This is a genomic window from Agaribacter marinus (assembly GCF_030160655.1).
GTDB lineage: Bacteria > Pseudomonadota > Gammaproteobacteria > Enterobacterales > Alteromonadaceae > Glaciecola > Glaciecola marina.
Window position 1 is genome coordinate 88,081 of the sequence record NZ_BSOT01000007.1, and the last position, 15,723, is coordinate 103,803.

Below are 15,723 nucleotides of genomic sequence, written 5' to 3' on the forward strand. Positions count from 1 at the left end.
ACATCCTAGTACTTTTCTTTTTTGTGTTCCGAAACTATTGAGTAAGGGATGACGCAACGGCAACTCTGGTCGGCGCAACATCTTCAACAGGGTAACATCCGAGTATTTTGAAATAGCGAGTCATATCACGTAAGGATTCAACCGCTTTTTGCATTGGTCCGTCTTCAATGTTGCCTTCAACATCGATATAAAACATTTCTTCCCATGGATTGCCGTTAATAGGACGTGACTCCAATTTAGTCATGGCAATATCGTTGTCTTTAAGCACGGTCAAGGCGTCAACTAGTGCGCCTGGGCTTTGAACTGTCGACATGATCATGGTCGTTTTGGCGGGCACTTGCAATGGTACTTTTATAGGGTTACGTGCGACAACAATAAAGCGACTGTGATTTTCTTTTTGGTTGGCGAGCTTCGACTTAACTGCTTTTAAGCCGTACAATCTGCCGCCGCCTTCTGAGCCGATTGCCGCGACTTCAGGAGATTTCAGTTCATTCACCACTAGCATCGCAGCTGACGTGCTATCACAAGGTTTTACTTCAATGTTGCCTAACTCCGCTAAAAAGTGGCTGCATTGCGCAAATACTTGAGGGTGCGCATAAAGTGTTTTTATCTTGCCAAGTTCAACGTCTTCATGAATCAAGAGCGCATGATTAATCTCGTGTGTCAGTTCCCCGATAATACTTAACCGAGTATGCTGCAATTGGTCATACACTTCATTAATGCTACCTGATGATGTATTTTCTATTGGCAGTACCGCAAAGTCTGCTTCGTTGCTTTCAACCGTCGCAATAATATCTGGAAAGCTCTTGCACCCAATTTCGACTAACTCGCCACTACGGCGGGCAAAGTATTTTTGGGTGGCCAAATAACTATATGAGCCTTTTTCACCTAAAAACGCCACACGATTTATTGGCAGACTTGCTTCGGGGTTAGCGCGTTGTGCGAGAAGGGATTGTTGGTTAAGTACTGAGTCTTCAATAATCACATGAAAGAGCTTGGTGACAAAATGAGGATCTAGCCCCACTTCCTGGCCCTGTTTAATTAGGCGCACTAGTAGTTGCTCTTCACGTACCTGATCGCGCACCTGTATATGATGTTTGATTTTGGTTTCTGCAACTTGATGTGTCAGTTTTTGACGTTTTGCGATGGTCGCAAGTAAGTCGTTATCGGTTTCTGTAATAGCAACACGTAACGCTTCTAATTCCTCATTAGCCAATTTGTTTGGATCCCTGATAAATATTTAAAAAGAGAATTATGGGTATGAGTTTAACACACCAATAAATTAATTGGCTGACTGTAAAAAACGCGACCATCCATGTCAACGATATTTTTGTTTTAAGTAATCACAAACGCTAAGAAAATATGTGCGTTACAACGCTATGCAGTGCTAATGATCGAGTAATCTAGACAGAATTGCCCGTACTTCGTCAGATTCAAAGGGTTTATCACACAGTGCATTTACACCTGTTTGCTGTATATTGCTCATATGGGCACTTTCAGTATTCTCTGAGGTAACCATAATTATTGGAATATGCGTCGTTGCAGGATTAAATCTCACAAACTCAGAAAGCTCGCGCCCATCCATTTCTGGCATATTGTAGTCAGTAACGACTAAATCAAACTCTTGGTCTTTTAAAAACGTTAACGCATGAGCGCCATTTTCAGCTTCGGTAATACGTTGTATCCCCATATTTTGTAATACACGTTTAATATGGTTTCGGGCTAAACGGCTATCATCAACAAGCAACACTCTCACTTCAGCAATATCGAACGTATCTAGATCGAGTTCTTCGGTATTCATTAACTGCAAGCTGGCGTTTAGGCCGCGCTCTAAATGTATTGGCTCAAATGGCTTTGGTAAAATAGCGGCAACACCGGATTGTTTGAATTGTTCGAGTTTAGAAATACTACCTTCGCTAGATACCAACATGAAAGGTATTGTGTTGCTTACCTCGTCAGCTTTTAAATGTTTTAAAATATCTAAGCCTGTGCCGTCAGACAAATACATGGCACTAACTACCACGTCTGCCGAGTGTTTCGCTATTTCATGTTTTGCTTGTGTCACATTTTTGACGATATCTACACTATTTACATCAGCACTTCTCAGTAATTTACTGATTATTTTTGCTTGAGTGTCTGAGGGTTCAACCAACAAAATATGTAAGTCAGTTATCGCTAATCTATGCATTCAAATGTTCTCTATATAGAAACTAGCCTCCGGCTAGTTTTACTTTAAATCCTTTACTTTCGAGGAGATGTTTAAGTTTATCTCTTACATCGCCTTGAATCTCGATATCAAAATTTTTAACAGCACCACCACAACCACATTGTTTTTTCAGATCGGTGCACATCTTTTTTAATTCGTCTTTCGGCAATCCTAAGCCGGTAACTAGCGTTATCCCTTTGCCTTTTTTCCCTTTAGTCACTCGTTGTAACCGCACAATGCCATCACCTTTGGGGCTTTCTTCTTGTGCTTTAGATGGCTGAATTCGCCCACTCTCTGTAGAATAGACAAGTCTAGAATTCGTCATAAATTTATCCTTACCAAAGCATCTATACAAAATAGATGCCATTAATTTTTCCAAGTGTTAATTTTTTATCAGTGTTGTATTGTAGCGCTTATTTTGTGAAGTACCTATTTTGCTAGCCTAGTACACATATTCTTGTGACATGCCCTAGACTTGCATAGATGCTGTGATACACTACATGTAATTGAGACTTATTATCAATAAAAGCTCAATAATACTTTAGAATAACTATTACATAGAGTTAGGGCTGTGATTGAATTTCATAGACTCTATTAGGAGGCTGTATTAAAACCTTGGCGTCGGTATTTACCATATTATTCGCAGGACTTTCAGCAGCGCAAAGTTTCGCAGCTGAAGTAAACGTGTATTCAGGCAGGCAAGAAGCACTGATCAAACCATTGTTAGACAAATTTACCGCGCAAACGGGTGTAAAGGTGAATTTAGTGACTGGCAAAGCCGATGCGCTAATTAGTCGTGCGGCATCTGAAGGCGAATTTTCGCAAGTAGATCTGTTAGTCATGGCTGACGCTGGGCGTTTAGTCAGGGCTAAGAATATGCGCCTAACGCAAGCAATAGGGCTCGACTTACCTGCGCTATCGTCATCTTTTATAGATGAGGAAAAGCATTGGGTGGCGCTGACGACAAGAGCTCGCACAGTGATGTATAAAAAGGGCAGTGATGTGGTATTGCCTGAGTCTATGCTGGCCCTTGCCGATAAAAAATATGCAGGCCAAATTTGTGTCCGTTCGTCTAGTAATATATACAATCAGTCAATGACGGCGGCGATGATGTTAGATAAAGGCGACGAAGTAACATCTAAGTGGGCTAAAGGGATTGCTGAAAATATGGCAAGAAAGCCAAAGGGCGGCGATAGAGACCAGATTAAAGCGATGATTGCAGGCGAATGTCAGTTTGCCATCGCAAATACATACTATCTTGGTGGTATGCTTACGTCTTCTGACGAGAGCCAAAGAGAAATCGCTGAACAAGTTGCCATTGCTTGGACACCGAAATCTGAAGGTGGAACGCATATTAATATTTCGGGTGTGTCTATCGCTAAACATGCGCCAAATAAGGCAGCGGCAGAACAGCTACTCACATTCATGTTAGCTGAAGAGCAACAAGCGTGGTACGCGGAAGTGAACCAGGAATACCCTGTAATAGACGGTGTGAATTGGAGTAAGACCTTAGAACGCCTTGGGCGATTTGACGCGCAGTCAGTTAATTTTAACGACATGGGACGTTTAAATGGCGACGCGTTAAAATTAATGGATAAGGCTGGTTGGCAATAAGCGTCAATACCAGTATATTTCGTTCTATAAAGATGTTGCACTTGGTTGGGTAACATCTTTTTCTTTTCTTAAAACAAAATAATAAGTAAGCGGTGTAATGAACGGATTTAACTGGATTAAAATATTTGCTGTGATATTTGCCAGCATTTTAATTCTTCCTTTATTCTCTGTCTTATTTAGTGTGTTTTCGCCCGACCTCGATACATGGCAGCATCTTATCGATACAGTGTTAGTCGACTACATTACTAACAGTGTGGTATTAGCACTAGGCAGCGCGACTGGTGCGATTCTTCTCGGTACTACTACCGGCTACGTCATGGCTAATTACCAGTTTGCCGCAAAAGCCATTTTGCAGATTGTATTGCTTCTTCCCCTTGCTATGCCTGCTTACATCATTGCTTATACTTACACTGGGCTAATGGATTTTGGATCGCCTTTACATCAACTTATTCGCGATGTATTTAGCTTACCATCAACGGTAAGCGTGTTACCCGATATCCGGCACTTATCTGGCGCCGTGGTTATGATGTCTTTGGTGCTATATCCCTACGTGTATCTATTATCTTACGCCGCATTTAAGAGTCAACCGGATGCGCTTCAAAATGTTTCTACCTTGGCAGGTAAAAGTAGCTTATCGCATATTTTTAATGTGGCACTGCCAATGGCAAGGCCAGCAATATTGACCGGCGGTGCGTTGGTTATGATGGAGGCGTTGGCTGACTATGGCACCGTGGCATATTTTGGAGTAAATACCTTTAGCGCCGGTATATACAGGACATGGTTTGGTATGGGGAATCGTGAGGTCGCGGCTCAATTGGCATCTGCCCTGTGTCTATTTGTGTTTTTGGTGCTTATTTTAGAAAAATATTCTCGTAAAGATGCCCGTCGCTATGTAAACAACTTAGCGAATAAAAAAACGACTAGGGAGGTGACTGGTAAGGGCTTGGTGTTTATTTGGTTGCTCTGTTTATTGCCTCCTTTGTTTGGTTTTTTTATTCCAAGTATTCAACTTTTATATTGGGCTGTATTTACGTCTGAGGCTGATACACAAGGGTTTTCCAATCTATTAGGAAACACGCTATATCTTTCGGCGTTGGCGGCGTTTATCATTGTGGCGTTAGCGTTGATGTTTTCTTATGTCGCAAGAATGACCAGCGCTAACCACTTTAGTCGGCTAAATCAGTTATTGTCACTCGGTTACGCGTTGCCAGGTTTGGTTATTGCTGTTGGTGTGATTAGTATTTCGGGTTGGGCAGATAGGCAATTCAATATGTTTACTATTAGTTGGTTTGACTTTCGTCCAGGCCTCATTATTTCTGGCAGCATCACTATTTTACTTTTTGCTTATTCGGTTCGGTATCTTAGTGTTGCCTTGCAAAATACCGAAAATGGATTTGCACGAATTTCATTGCAAACCGATGCGGCCGCGTTAAATTTAAACCCCAGTCGGTGGCATTTGCTGTCACGCATTCATTTACCTTTACTGAGACCCAGTATACTTAGTGCTATGTTATTAGTATTCGTTGATGTTTTAAAAGAATTGCCTGCTACCTTAGTACTTCGGCCGTTTAATTTTAATACGCTGGCGGTGAGGGCTTATGAGTTAGCAAGTGATGAACGTTTGATTGATGCAGCGCTGCCGGCAATCGCAATTGTTGGCGTTGGTTTATTACCTGTTTGTTTGTTGATTTATCAGTTAGAACGGAGAAGCACCTAATGTTAACTATACAAAACCTTAACTTAGGTTACGACAATAAAACCGTACTTCGTATTGACGACTTACAATTAAATAAGGGAGATATCGGCTGTGTGCTCGGCCCGTCAGGCTCCGGTAAATCAAGCTTTTTGCATGTCGTCAGTGGTATAAATTCGCCGATGTCTGGCAGTATTCATTTAAATCAGCGAATAGTATTTGATGCGGAAGTAAATGTACCTGCTTCCGATAGAGCAGTTGGTATGGTATTTCAGGATTTATGTCTTTTCCCACACATGACAGTGGCGCAAAATGTCGCTTACGGCTTACATTCTATCGTAAAGGCAGCGAGAGATAGTCGCATAGAAGAAGTTTTATCATTAGTCGAATTGAGTGATTTTGCGAGTCGTTTTCCATACGAATTATCTGGTGGGCAACAACAACGCGTCGCGATTGCTAGAGCGCTTGCACCGCGCCCCGAAATTTTATTAATGGATGAGCCGTTTTCTAGTTTAGACCCAAGTTTGCGTGAACAATTAGCGTCAGATTTACGTGTGTTGTTAAAAAAATTAGGCATTACTGCGCTTATAGTAACGCACGATCAGCAAGAAGCATTTGCCATGGCAGATAAAATAGCGGTATTTGCTGATGGTAAATGCCAGCAGTGGGGCAGTGCATACGACTTGTATCACACACCGGTCAATCAAGATGTGGCGACCTTTATAGGTGAAGGCACATTTTTAAAAGGGCAGGTAGTTGAAAAGGATGGGAACTTGTATATCTCGACAGCACTTGCCGAGCTAAATACGCAAGAAGTAACAACTGCTAATACAATAGATGCTCGCGAAACGCCTAAATTATCTATCGGAGAAACAGTATCTGTTTTGGTGCGTCCGGATGATATTTTGCATCGTGACAAAAGTGCGCACAAAGCAACGGTTGTAAACCGGCAATTTAGAGGCGCACATATTATGTATACTTTGGCCATTTCAAATGGAGACGAAGTACTTTGCTTAGCACCGAGTCATCACGACCACCAAATAGGCGAAGCCTTTGGGATTAGCTTAGATGTTCAGCATTTAATTTATTTTTAAATGCGCTCTTTGTCCTCCAACCTGCATAGTCTATAATGCGCCGATTATTGAGCAAAATGCTCACCTGAATAAAACTAGAATGAAAAAGGTTATGGAATGCGCACTGATTATTGCGGTCGAATTGACGAAAAATTTGTAGGTCAGATAGTAACGCTAAAGGGTTGGGTACATAAGCGCCGCGACTTGGGTGGTCTTATCTTTATCGATTTACGTGACAGAGAAGGTGTGATTCAGGTTGTTATTGAACCAGATGCTGAAGCGGCTTTTGTACCTGCCAATGAATTACGTAACGAATTTTGCATTGAAATTAGTGGCCAAGTGCGTGCTCGTCCAGACAGTCAAGTGAACAAAGATATGCGTACCGGCGGCGTTGAAATATTAGCTACTTCGTTAACTATCATTAACCGTGCGCCAGCGTTGCCATTAGATTGGAATCAAGAAAACTCTGAAGAACAACGTTTAAAGTATCGCTATTTAGATCTTCGTCGTCCATTAATGACTGAGCGCCTAGTGTTTCGTTCCAAAGTTACGGCTGCGGTAAGACGTTACCTAGAAGACGCTGATTTTCTCGACATTGAAACACCGATGCTAACGGCGGCAACACCAGAAGGCGCGAGAGATTATTTAGTACCGAGTCGCACGCATAAAGGCGAATTTTTTGCACTGCCTCAATCGCCGCAATTGTACAAGCAGTTGTTAATGATGAGTGGTATGGACAAATACTACCAGGTTGTAAAGTGTTTCAGAGATGAAGACTTGCGCGCTGACCGCCAGCCAGAATTTACGCAAATCGATATTGAAACGTCGTTTTTAGATGCCGACGGTGTAATGGCAATAACCCAGGGCTTAATTACACATGTATTCAAGCAATTATTGGATATCGATTTAGGTGAGTTTCCGCGCATGAGCTATGCCGAGGCAATGCAGCGTTACGGTAGTGACAAACCTGATTTACGCAATCCACTCGAAATTGTTGACGTTGCCGATGTTGTTAAACATATAGACTTTAAGGTGTTTAGCGGCCCTGCAAATGACGAAAATGGGCGAGTTGCCACTATTTGCGTACCGAACGGCGCTAAGCTATCACGCAAACAAATCGACCAGTATGGCGAGTTTGTTGGCATATACGGTGCAAAAGGTTTAGCTTGGATGAAGGTAAATGACCTTTCGGCAGGTAGAGAGGGTTTACAGTCACCAGTGCTTAAGTTTTTTGATGACGAGAGTGTTAAGGGCTTACTCGAAACCACGCAAGCGAAAGATGGTGACATATTGCTCTTTGGCGCAGGTGATTACACAACGGTCACGGAAGCGCTGGGTGCTTTACGTTTAAAACTTGGTGTAGATTTTGAATTGTTAAGTGATGAGTGGAAACCGCTTTGGGTGGTTGACTTCCCAATGTTTGAGCGCGTTGATGGGCGCCTATATGCACTTCACCACCCCTTTACAGCACCTAGAGATGACAGCACTGACGGGCTAAAAGCGTCACCTGAAAACGCTTTGTCTAATGCATACGACATGGTATTAAATGGCGTTGAAGTTGGTGGGGGCTCAGTCCGTATCCACAATATGGACATGCAATCTACCGTATTTGACTTGCTAGGTATTTCGGAAGAAGAAGCAAATGAAAAATTCGGTTTCTTACTCGAAGCCTTACGATATGGTACGCCTCCTCATGCAGGGTTGGCCTTCGGTTTAGATAGGCTTGTGATGTTGATGTTAGGTGCTGACTCTATTCGTGATGTTATGGCGTTTCCGAAGACGACTACTGCTGCATGCCCTCTAACAGGTGCGCCCGGCAAAGCAAATCCTGAACAACTTAAAGATCTCGCTATTCAAACTATCTCAAAAAGTGAGTAATAGCCTGTTATGACATTAAAAAGACCTGAATCTGTACTTGTGGTTATCTACAGTGAACAGGGACGGGTCTTAATGTTACAACGGGACGACGACGCTGATTTCTGGCAGTCGATTACTGGCACAATGGAAGTCGGGGAACGCCCTATAGATACCGCGTATCGGGAAGTGGCTGAAGAAATTGGACTTGAGCTTGATATTAGCCGCAATCAGATTAAAGACTGTAAAACGACGAATCAATATCAAATTAGAAAGCGTTGGTTACATCGCTACCCTGAAGGTACTAAGACCAATACTGAGCATGTGTTTAGTTTATGTATTTGTGAGCAAACCAGTATTTTATTGACTGAGCATTTGGACTTTATTTGGCTGTCGAAACACGACGCTATTGCCTTGGCGTGGTCGGATACAAATAAGACTGCAATAGATGAGTTTGTAGCGGTGAATCAGTGAGTATTATTCTTGGTATCGATCCCGGTTCTCGCGTTACTGGCTACGGCATCATAAAAGTTGTGGGCAACAAAACAGAGTATCTTGGGAGTGGATGTATTCGCGTCGTTGATGATGTGCTCGCAAATCGTTTGCATAATGTATTTACTGGTGTAAGCGAGATCATTCGTCAATTTGCGCCGAATCAATTTGCTATCGAGCAAGTATTTATGGCAAAAAACCCGGATTCAGCGCTTAAATTGGGACAAGCTAGAGGCGCTGCTATTGTTGCAGCAACATCGGCAAATATGCCCGTGTTTGAGTATTCAGCAAGACAAATAAAACAATCTGTTGTGGGCAAAGGGAATGCTGATAAAACACAAGTTCAACACATGGTGACTCATATTCTGAAATTAAACAAAACACCGCAAGCTGACGCCGCTGACGCATTGGCTGTTGCGCTTTGTCATTTGCATACTGAGCAGAGTATGATTAGATTGTCGGGACAGGCTAAAAAGACGGTAAGAGGTCGTCTGCGGTGATAGGTATTACAAAAGATCCTAAGACCATAGTGCGCAATAAAGGCGCTCAACTTAAGGTGTAAAGATACGCTAGTTGTAAAAATACGCTCTAAAAATAATAGGTAAACAATATCATGATTGGAAGATTGAAAGGCGTGTTAGTTGAAAAGCTCCCGCCTGACATACTCATTGACGTTAATGGCGTGGCATACGAAGTTCAGCTTCCAATGACAAGTTTTTATCAACTCCCTGAGGTTGATCACATCACCACTATTTATACCCATTTTGTCGTGCGAGAAGATGCGCAGTTACTGTTTGGTTTTATCGACAAATATGAAAGAAGTTTGTTTCGTGTGCTAATTAAAGCGAATGGTGTAGGGCCTAAACTGGCATGTACGATCTTGTCTGGTATGTCTGCGGGTCAATTTGTGCAAGCGGTGCTTGATGAAGATATTACTTCGCTTGTGAAAATGCCTGGTGTTGGTAAAAAGACCGCGGAGCGTTTAGTCGTCGAGTTAAAAGATAAAGTATCGACTATCGATGATATTCCCAAAACTGGCATAACGCCAAGCCAGCCACTTAAAAAAGCCGAGCTACTCGCGCCAGCTACTTCGGCTAAAGATGAAGCTATTAGTGCTTTGATTGCTTTAGGATATAAAAAGCTTCAAGCTGAAAAGGCGATTCAAGGTGTGCTTGTTGATGACGCAACAAGTGAGTCTTTAATACGCGATGCACTTAAATCAATGGTGTAGTGGAGTATATTCATATGATTGATGCAGATAGAATTATAACGCCTGACGCGCAGAGCGACGAAGAACAAATAGACCGCGCCATTCGGCCTAAACTACTGACTGACTATGCCGGACAAGATCACGTTTGCGAACAAATGGATATTTTTATTCGGGCGGCAAGAAAGCGTGAAGATGCGTTAGACCACCTACTTATCTTCGGTCCTCCAGGACTCGGTAAAACAACACTTGCGAATATTGTTGCCAATGAAATGGGCGTAAGTATTAAAACTACGTCAGGGCCTGTACTAGAAAAAGCAGGTGACTTAGCGGCTCTTCTCACTAATTTAGAAGCGCATGACGTATTGTTTATTGATGAAATACATCGGCTGAGTCCAGTGGTTGAGGAAGTACTTTACCCGGCGATGGAAGATTATCAATTGGATATTATGATTGGCGAAGGCCCTGCCGCGCGTTCCATAAAGCTAGAGTTACCGCCGTTCACTCTGATAGGAGCTACAACACGTGCTGGTTCTCTAACGTCACCGCTTAGGGACCGTTTTGGTATTGTGCAGCGCTTGGAGTTTTATAATTTAAAAGATTTAACCAACATCATCATGCGCAGCGCCAAGTACTTAAATATGGACATGGAACATGCAGGCGCCATTGAGATTGCACGTCGCTCGCGAGGTACACCACGAATTGCTAACCGTTTACTGAGACGTGTTCGAGATTATGCTGATATAAAAGCTGACGGCAACATTACAGAAGAAGTTGCGTCGCTAGCGCTTAATATGCTTGATGTTGACGCCGAAGGGTTTGACTTCATGGATAGAAAATTACTTAGCACGATTATCGAAAAATTTTCTGGTGGACCGGTCGGGTTAGAAAACGTTGCAGCAGCAATAGGGGAAGAAAAAGAAACGATTGAAGATGTGATTGAACCATTTTTGATACAGCAAGGTTTTTTACAAAGAACGCCCAGAGGCAGAATAGCAACCGACAGAGCATATCTGCATTTTGGCTTTGATAAATAATTTTTATTCGATATAAGTAATCATTTTGCATAAAAAAGCCCGCATAAACAGCGGGCAAGAAAAAGTTAACGGAAGGGAGTCCGAGAATAACAAGAAGCCATGTCTACACCTCAAGTTGGGACATATATTAACGTTTTAATAATTTCTGACAATTTACAAATATTGTGCTTTCGGATTATAAAAACTAATATTAAATTTTAGAGTGTAGTTTTATTAAGTTGTTGTAATAATTTATATTTAACATATTTTATACAAAATAAAAGTGAAATAAATCTGTAATATATATGAATATTTTTAACATAAAGGCTCGAGTGTATTTCGAGGATACAGATGCTGGTGGTATCGTCTACCACGCAAACTACCTGAAATACATGGAACGTGCGCGTACCGACTGGATTCGAAACATCGGCGTTAGCCAGCAAAACCTTTTGGAACAATCTGTTGCTTTTGTCGTCAAAGACATTACCTTAAGTTATAAAAAAAGTGCTAAACTTGATGAGATGTTAACGATTACCTGTCATCCGTTGAAAATTGGTAACGTTAGTGTTGCTATAGAGCAACAAATTTATAATAAAAATGATGAAATCTTGGTAAGTGGTTTAGTTAAGATTGCCTGTGTTGATCCTAAGTTACAAAAACCAGTTAAGATTCCGAGTAGTATATTGAGGGAAATGCGCAGTGACTCATGATATGTCAATAACCAGTCTGTTTTTGCAGGCCAGCCCAGTAGTGCAATTTATTATGCTATTGCTACTAGGGACGTCAGTTGTTAGTTGGGCCTTTATTTTTCAACGTAATAGTGCCTTGTCACAAGCTGAAAAAGAAGTTAAAGCGTTTGAGGATGAGTTTTGGTCGGGCGCTGACTTAAATCAATTGTATAGTCAATATAGCCAGCAAGAAAATATGTCTGGTTGTTCGCTTATTTTTTGTTCTGGCTTTAAAGAATATGTGCGTTTACACAAAGCGGCAGGCGCTGTGCATGAGTCAATCATGGACGGCGCTTATCGTGCCATGCGTGTTGCTATGTCACGAGAAATCGATGGCTTAGAAGCTCGCCTCCCATTTTTGGCGACGGTGGGCTCTATATCGCCTTATGTTGGTTTACTCGGCACGGTTTGGGGCATCATGAATGCCTTTATTGCACTAGGGCAAGTAAAACAGGCAACCTTGCAAATGGTAGCCCCCGGTATTGCAGAAGCATTGATAGCTACGGCTATTGGGTTGTTCGCAGCAATTCCGGCAGTCGTGGCATACAATCGGTTTAGCACCAAAGTAGAAAAAATAGAAAATACTTACGGCAACTTTATGGAAGAGTTTTCTTCTATTTTACATCGCCAAAGTATTACGAAACGAGGCTAGTATGTTTATTCGACGTCGCCGTAAGCGCGTTTCAGAAATTAATGTTGTACCTTACATCGACGTTATGTTGGTGTTGCTCGTTATTTTTATGGCCACAGCACAAGTTGTGACGCAAGGGGTTACTGTCGATTTACCCAAAGCCGAAGCGCAAACTATCGAGACAGAACAGGACACGATTTTGATTGTGTCGATTAACGGCGAAGGTCAGTATTTCCTGAATATCGGTGACAATGCTGATCAAGCGATGAGTGCACAAGATGTTGCAGCATTGGTTAGAACACGTTTGGAAGTATCTCCGCAAACACCGGTTGTCGTAAATGGCGATCGTAGCGTAAGTTATGAGAAGGTAGTGGATATGATGGTGTTGCTGCAGAACTCTGGAGCTGAGTCGGTTGGTTTAATGACGGATCCAAATCAAGGGTAGTCATGAAGGAAAATAAAGCGCTCGGAATATCATTTGGACTGCACGTATTATTGGTGATCGCGCTCGTTGTGAGCATCTCCTTTGATAGTCCTAAAATGGTATTTGCTAGCGCCCAAGTGCAACCGGTTAAAGCGGTTTTTATTGATTCACAAGCCCTTGCTGATAAAAAGAGAAAACAACAAGAAGCGCAAGCACAAGCTAGGCAGCAAGAGCAAGCACGTAAAGACAGAATTAAAAAGCAGCAACAAGAAAAAGAGCGAAAAAGAAAACTCGAAAGGGAACGTAAACGGAAAGAAGATGCTGCTCGAAAAAAACGTGAAGACGATGCACGTAAGAAAGCAGAGCAAGCCCAAAAAAAACGTGATGAACAAAAGGCACTAGAGCGTGCAAAACAAGAAGAAGCTGAATTTCAACGCAGAGTGGCAGAAGAAAAAGCCAAGCAAGAAGCACTAGAAAAAGAAATGGCTGAACAATTGGCGAAGGAGCAAGCGGCAATTGCCGAAGCGCAGCAAAAACGTGTGATGACCGAATTAGATAAGTACCGAGCATTGATTTATCAAACCATCTACCAAAATTTGTTTGTGGATGACGGTGCAAAAGGTAAGGAATGTAGGTTAACCGTTAAACTGGCGTCTAACGGTTTGGTGATTGATACAAAAATCGAGGGGGGAGATGCAGCGATTTGTCGAGCGGCACAATCTGCGGTATTGCGACCTGAAACACTGCCGGTGTCGAAAGACCCTGCAGTATTTGAACAAATGAAAACTTTAAAACTGACGGTAAAATTATAAAAGATGATAAAGCGCGCTAAAAAAATCATTTTAATCACGTTGTTCGCGTGTACGGCAATTGCTAATAAAGCGTTGGCCGAACTTGAGATTGTTATTACAGAAGGTGTAAATAACGCGAGACCTATCGCTGTCGTGCCTTTCAAGTGGCGGGGCGACACTGTGCTTCCAGAAAATTTAACAGATGTTATTAGAAACAATCTGTTGCGTAGTGGTAAGTTCAATCCAATTAGTTTGTCTGATATGCCTCAATTTCCTAGCACGGATTCAGAGGTGGATTATGATGCTTGGGCGGCGCGAGGTATAGATACTGTCGTTGTTGGAAGCATTGAGCCAGCAGGAGTAGACAACTACAAGGTAAGCTTTGAGTTGGTCGATGTTTTGCGTGCGCAAATAACAGGCGGTGAATCTAGGGCTTTAGTCGATGGTCAATTGGTGTTGAGTAAAGATCATATCATTGAAGGACGCGATAAAACGATTATGTCGGAAGATTTTCGACAATATGCGCACATTATGAGCGACATTATATATGAGCGTTTAACGGGAGAGCGTGGTGCTTTTCTTACTCGCATTGCCTATGTCGTCGTAAGAGACAGGGTAACAAATCCATTGCCATATCAATTGGTGATTGCCGATTACGATGGCGCTAACGAAACACGTTTATTGTCCTCACCTGAACCACTCATGTCGCCGTCTTGGTCACCTGATGGCAATAAGCTAGCGTATGTTAGTTTTGAAAATAAACGGTCTCAAATATACATCCAAGATATTTATACTACCGAACGCACGTTAATTACTGACTTCCCCGGCATAAACAGCTCACCGGTGTTTTCGCCTGACGGCAAAAAGCTAGCAATGGTCTTGTCTAAAGACGGTAATCCAGAAATCTATATCATGGAATTAGCGACGAGAAAACTTGAACGAATTACGCGAAATCGCACGATTGATACTGAGCCGTCTTGGACGCCAGATGGAAAAAGTATCGTTTTTAGCTCAGAGCGGGGTGGTAAACCGCAAATTTATCGCGTAGATTTAGCAAGTAAGCGTCCTAGACGCTTAACTTTTGAAGGTGATATGAACTTAGGTGCGTCAATTACGCCTGACAACGAGAATTTAGTTGTGGTCAATCGCACACAAGGTAATTATCATATTGCTAGGCAGCAATTATCGACGGGTAATATGCTGGTATTAACAAAAACGTTTTTGGATGAATCGCCAAGTATTGCACCAAACGGAAGTATGATTATATACAGTACGTTGCATGAGGGTAGGCAAGTGTTATCACTTGTTTCTCTCGATGGCAGATTCAAGGCCTTATTACCTGCAACAGAAGGGCAGGTGAAATCGCCGAGTTGGTCACCATTTTTATTATAAGTAGTAAATACCAAAATAAGGACTAATAAGCATGCTTACTAATAACAAACTTAAATCTCTTTTAATTGTTTTGCCGACGTTAACGTTAATGGCTTGTGCTAACTCCGATGGAGAAGAGCAATCTGCTGACACTAACGCAGCAGCTGAAGCTGCAGCAGCGGCAGATGCAGCTAAAAAGGCTGAAGAAGCAGAAAAAGCGCGTGCAGAAGCAGCTGCGGCTGATAAGCTTCGTAAAGCAAAAGATTTAATGGCAAAAGAAAAAGCGGCGCTAGAAGCACAACAAACCGTTTATTTCGATTTCGATCGTTCAACAATTAAAGCTGAATTTCAATCAGTACTTAAAAAGCATGCTGACTTCTTAGTTAAAAATAGCAGTCAAAAAATCGTTATAGAAGGCCATACTGATAGTCGTGGTACGCCTGATTACAACATCGCACTAGGCGAGCGTCGTGCAAAAGCTGTTGAAACTTTCTTCCTTAATGCGGGAGTAAGAAGCTCACAGATGTCAGTTGTGTCTTATGGCGAAGAAAAACCTGCGGTAATGGGTGCATCAGAATATGCATTTGCTCAAAACCGTCGTGGTGTAGTTGTTTACCAATAAT

17 protein-coding genes are annotated in these 15,723 nt (G+C 42.1%); 14 read left to right on the top strand and 3 right to left on the bottom strand.

The annotated features are described in order from the left end of the window. Positions 1 to 34: 34 nt before the first annotated feature. The 3 genes from pheA to yciH form a co-directional block, all read right to left on the bottom strand. Positions 35 to 1,216: a prephenate dehydratase gene (pheA, locus tag QQK00_RS14925; protein ID WP_284218412.1), complete on the bottom strand. Its 1,182-nt coding sequence runs from the start codon at positions 1,214 to 1,216 to the stop codon at positions 35 to 37. 171 nt (positions 1,217 to 1,387) lie between these two features. Further along, positions 1,388 to 2,188 carry a response regulator gene (locus QQK00_RS14930; protein ID WP_284218413.1) on the bottom strand — a complete coding sequence of 267 codons (801 nt, stop codon included), beginning with the start codon at positions 2,186 to 2,188 and terminating at the stop codon, positions 1,388 to 1,390. A gap of 22 nt (positions 2,189 to 2,210) precedes the next feature. After that, the gene (gene yciH / locus QQK00_RS14935) at positions 2,211 to 2,531 is read right to left on the bottom strand and encodes a stress response translation initiation inhibitor YciH (RefSeq protein ID WP_284218414.1); all 321 of its coding nucleotides are present in this window, start codon (positions 2,529 to 2,531) and stop codon (positions 2,211 to 2,213) included. A gap of 281 nt (positions 2,532 to 2,812) precedes the next feature. Here yciH and QQK00_RS14940 point away from each other — a divergent pair, with 281 nt between their 5' ends. The 14 genes from QQK00_RS14940 (at position 2,813) to pal (ending at position 15,722) form a co-directional block, all read left to right on the top strand. Next, a complete protein-coding gene (locus tag QQK00_RS14940; RefSeq protein WP_488798470.1) occupies positions 2,813 to 3,820 on the top strand; it encodes an extracellular solute-binding protein in 1,008 nt (335 codons plus the stop codon). A 97-nt stretch (positions 3,821 to 3,917) separates the two neighbouring features. Next, positions 3,918 to 5,537, top strand: coding sequence for an ABC transporter permease (locus tag QQK00_RS14945; protein WP_284218416.1), 1,620 nt, complete (start codon positions 3,918 to 3,920; stop codon positions 5,535 to 5,537). Beyond that, a complete protein-coding gene (locus tag QQK00_RS14950) occupies positions 5,537 to 6,607 on the top strand; it encodes an ABC transporter ATP-binding protein (protein WP_284218417.1) in 1,071 nt (356 codons plus the stop codon). Before QQK00_RS14945 ends, QQK00_RS14950 begins: the two co-directional genes overlap by 1 nt. 96 nt (positions 6,608 to 6,703) lie before the next feature. Further along, positions 6,704 to 8,464, top strand: coding sequence for an aspartate--tRNA ligase (aspS, locus tag QQK00_RS14955; RefSeq protein WP_284218418.1), 1,761 nt, complete (start codon positions 6,704 to 6,706; stop codon positions 8,462 to 8,464). Between the two features lie 9 nt (positions 8,465 to 8,473). Then, on the top strand, positions 8,474 to 8,914 hold the full coding sequence (gene nudB, locus QQK00_RS14960; RefSeq protein ID WP_284218419.1) for a dihydroneopterin triphosphate diphosphatase: 441 nt from the start codon (positions 8,474 to 8,476) through the stop codon (positions 8,912 to 8,914). After that, a complete protein-coding gene (ruvC, locus tag QQK00_RS14965) occupies positions 8,911 to 9,432 on the top strand; it encodes a crossover junction endodeoxyribonuclease RuvC (RefSeq protein ID WP_284218420.1) in 522 nt (173 codons plus the stop codon). Before nudB ends, ruvC begins: the two co-directional genes overlap by 4 nt. A gap of 113 nt (positions 9,433 to 9,545) precedes the next feature. Beyond that, positions 9,546 to 10,163 carry a Holliday junction branch migration protein RuvA gene (gene ruvA / locus QQK00_RS14970; RefSeq protein ID WP_284218421.1) on the top strand — a complete coding sequence of 206 codons (618 nt, stop codon included), beginning with the start codon at positions 9,546 to 9,548 and terminating at the stop codon, positions 10,161 to 10,163. A 14-nt stretch (positions 10,164 to 10,177) separates the two neighbouring features. Further along, entirely contained in the window at positions 10,178 to 11,176 is a 999-nt protein-coding gene (gene ruvB / locus QQK00_RS14975; protein WP_284218422.1) for a Holliday junction branch migration DNA helicase RuvB, read from the top strand. A 284-nt stretch (positions 11,177 to 11,460) separates the two neighbouring features. Continuing rightward, entirely contained in the window at positions 11,461 to 11,865 is a 405-nt protein-coding gene (ybgC, locus tag QQK00_RS14980; RefSeq protein WP_284218424.1) for a tol-pal system-associated acyl-CoA thioesterase, read from the top strand. Between the two features lies 1 nt (position 11,866). Next, the gene (gene tolQ / locus QQK00_RS14985) at positions 11,867 to 12,535 is read left to right on the top strand and encodes a protein TolQ (RefSeq protein WP_431307746.1); all 669 of its coding nucleotides are present in this window, start codon (positions 11,867 to 11,869) and stop codon (positions 12,533 to 12,535) included. Between the two features lies 1 nt (position 12,536). After that, positions 12,537 to 12,959 carry a protein TolR gene (tolR, locus tag QQK00_RS14990; protein ID WP_284218426.1) on the top strand — a complete coding sequence of 141 codons (423 nt, stop codon included), beginning with the start codon at positions 12,537 to 12,539 and terminating at the stop codon, positions 12,957 to 12,959. A 2-nt stretch (positions 12,960 to 12,961) separates the two neighbouring features. Beyond that, the gene (gene tolA / locus QQK00_RS14995; RefSeq protein WP_284218427.1) at positions 12,962 to 13,750 is read left to right on the top strand and encodes a cell envelope integrity protein TolA; all 789 of its coding nucleotides are present in this window, start codon (positions 12,962 to 12,964) and stop codon (positions 13,748 to 13,750) included. 3 nt (positions 13,751 to 13,753) lie between these two features. Further along, a complete protein-coding gene (tolB, locus tag QQK00_RS15000; protein WP_284218429.1) occupies positions 13,754 to 15,121 on the top strand; it encodes a Tol-Pal system beta propeller repeat protein TolB in 1,368 nt (455 codons plus the stop codon). Positions 15,122 to 15,152: 31 nt separating this feature from the next. Beyond that, complete coding sequence (pal, locus tag QQK00_RS15005) at positions 15,153 to 15,722, top strand: peptidoglycan-associated lipoprotein Pal (RefSeq protein WP_284218430.1); 570 nt, start codon at positions 15,153 to 15,155, stop codon at positions 15,720 to 15,722. Position 15,723: the final 1 nt, after the last annotated feature.

Coding starts and splice junctions, on each gene's coding strand:
- ybgC (WP_284218424.1), top strand. CDS start 11,461: ATGAATATTTTTAACATAAAGGCTCGAGTGTATTTCGAGGATACAGAT.
- pal (WP_284218430.1), top strand. CDS start 15,153: ATGCTTACTAATAACAAACTTAAATCTCTTTTAATTGTTTTGCCGACG.
- tolR (WP_284218426.1), top strand. CDS start 12,537: ATGTTTATTCGACGTCGCCGTAAGCGCGTTTCAGAAATTAATGTTGTA.
- ruvB (WP_284218422.1), top strand. CDS start 10,178: ATGATTGATGCAGATAGAATTATAACGCCTGACGCGCAGAGCGACGAA.
- QQK00_RS14945 (WP_284218416.1), top strand. CDS start 3,918: ATGAACGGATTTAACTGGATTAAAATATTTGCTGTGATATTTGCCAGC.
- nudB (WP_284218419.1), top strand. CDS start 8,474: ATGACATTAAAAAGACCTGAATCTGTACTTGTGGTTATCTACAGTGAA.
- tolQ (WP_431307746.1), top strand. CDS start 11,867: ATGTCAATAACCAGTCTGTTTTTGCAGGCCAGCCCAGTAGTGCAATTT.
- tolB (WP_284218429.1), top strand. CDS start 13,754: ATGATAAAGCGCGCTAAAAAAATCATTTTAATCACGTTGTTCGCGTGT.
- aspS (WP_284218418.1), top strand. CDS start 6,704: ATGCGCACTGATTATTGCGGTCGAATTGACGAAAAATTTGTAGGTCAG.
- ruvA (WP_284218421.1), top strand. CDS start 9,546: ATGATTGGAAGATTGAAAGGCGTGTTAGTTGAAAAGCTCCCGCCTGAC.
- tolA (WP_284218427.1), top strand. CDS start 12,962: ATGAAGGAAAATAAAGCGCTCGGAATATCATTTGGACTGCACGTATTA.
- QQK00_RS14930 (WP_284218413.1), bottom strand. CDS start 2,188: ATGCATAGATTAGCGATAACTGACTTACATATTTTGTTGGTTGAACCC.
- yciH (WP_284218414.1), bottom strand. CDS start 2,531: ATGACGAATTCTAGACTTGTCTATTCTACAGAGAGTGGGCGAATTCAG.
- QQK00_RS14950 (WP_284218417.1), top strand. CDS start 5,537: ATGTTAACTATACAAAACCTTAACTTAGGTTACGACAATAAAACCGTA.